Below are 1,985 nucleotides of genomic sequence, written 5' to 3' on the forward strand. Positions count from 1 at the left end.
GGCGGCTTTCGTTGTTGAGGATACGATCCCACCTTACCGGTTCGAGGCGACCGGCTTCACCAGCGGGGTGATACGGCGGATGGTGACGCGGCGGTTTTCCTGTTCCGGCCCTTCGGTGCGGATCTTCAGGTAGCGCTCGCCATAGCCCTGCGTCGCGAGGTTTTCCGGCGGAATGCCGAAAGCTTCCGTCAGCACCGTGGCGACCGATTCCGCGCGCCGGTCGGAGAGAACCAGATTGCTCTCGTCCGAGCCGACCGCATCCGTGTGGCCTTCGATGAGGAAGGTCTCGCCCGGATTGCCCTCTAGCACCCGGTTCATCGCTTCGGCGACCTGCCGCAGCGAGCTTGCCTGGTTCATCGGGATTTCCGCGCTGCCCGTGGCGAAGGTGATCGTATCGAGATCGATACGGCGCACCTTGTCGCGAATGCGGGCAGAATAGCGGACCTCGTCGAGCGAGTAGACGCGCTCCACGCGCTCGACCGGCGGCTGTTCCAGGAACTCGTAGTAATCCCGGTCCGGCTCGCTTGACGTGTCGATGATGTAATCGTCGAGCGGCACGGTCAGCCGCATCGGCGGCAGATCGAGGCCCGGATCGCGCCAGACATAGTCGGGACGATCCTCCATCATCTCCGGTGCATAATAGAGCACGTATTCCTCGCCATCGACGATCCGCGAGCGCTGGACGATCTCGCCATAGCGGTTGCGGATGGTGACGATCTGCACGCCGCCATCGCGATCGATCACCTCGCGGACACGGCCGCCGCGCAGGCGCTCGTATTCCGGCTCGTAGCCTTCTCGATAGAAGCGCCGGCTGTCGTCGTGGCGCACGAAGGTGCGGTTGTCGATCGAGATGATGACGCGGCCGTCGTCCCGATCACGATCCGTGCCGCGATCACGGTCCTGCACATCGCGATATTCCCAGCCGCGCTGCCGCTCGAACTCCGGACGGCGGTCGAGCCGCTCGCCCTGTTCTTCGGTCACGGCGCGGATTTCGATCTGCGGACGATCTCCGCCGCGGAAAGCCTGGGCCTCCTCATCGGATTTCGGCGGCTCGACGGGCGCGGCCTCCTGAACAGGCTGCTGCTGATCGGGAGCAGCGGGCTGCCCCCCGGCCTGTCCGCCAGGTTGGCCATCGCCACGGCGAGGCCGTTCACGCGCACCTTGCGGGGCGCCTTCCTTGGCGCTGTCGAGCACCGCCGCGCCGTTTTCGACCGGCAGCACGACCGGCTGATCCGCAGGCGCGGATGCAGGGTCCTCGGCGATCTGGCGGGCGCGTTCCACCTCTTCGGGCGTGGTCGGCGGCTGAGGCTGGGCTTGCTGCTGGCCCTCGGCGCCGGGAACGGCCGGGGCTACGGCACCATCCTGCGGCTGGCCGCCTTCGGCCGGTGCGCCGCCCGGTTCGGCCGGCGCTGTTCCGGGCTCGACGGAAGGAGCCTGCCCACCCTCCGGAGCAGTTTGCTGTTCGGGAGCCTGCTCGGACGGCTGGGTCGGCGTCTGTTCATCGGACGGGCTCGGGGCCCGCTGGCCATCCTGCCCGGTTTCAGGCCTTGTTTCCGGCCTTGCTTCGGGCTGGCGATCCTGTCGCTCTCCTTCAGCCGGGGCCTGAGGCTGCTCAGCCGGGGCTTCGCGGCTTTCCGGCTGCCGTTCGCCCTCGGGTGCGCGTTCGGTTTCGGGGGCCTGTCCAGGGGCCTGCTGACGCTCGGGCTCCCGTTGCTCGGCAGGGGCTTCTTCGCGCTGCCGCTGTTCAGGTGCGGCCTCACCTTCCGCGGGACGCTCCCGTTCGGGCGCGGCTTCCCGCTGCCGTTCGCGTTCACGCCTGGATTCCGGCGCCTGCTGACGCTCCGGTTCCGCCTGCGGAGCCTCCTCGCGGCGCGGCTGTTCTTCGCGCGGCTCGGCCTGCGGCGCCTCCTGGCGTTCGGGCCGGGCCTCCGGCTCGGGCGCTCTCTGTTCTACCTCGGGCGGCGCTTCCCGCTGCGGCTCCGGCG

1 protein-coding gene is annotated in these 1,985 nt (G+C 68.9%); it reads right to left on the minus strand.

What is annotated here, in order from left to right; genetic code table 11:
- Positions 1-33: 33 nt before the first annotated feature.
- Positions 34-1,985, minus strand: a 1,952-nt coding sequence (locus ACE04I_RS10680) for an OmpA family protein (RefSeq protein ID WP_487207028.1), incomplete at its 5' end; no start/stop codon positions are given.

The organism is Rhizobium moroccans (genome assembly GCF_057559155.1).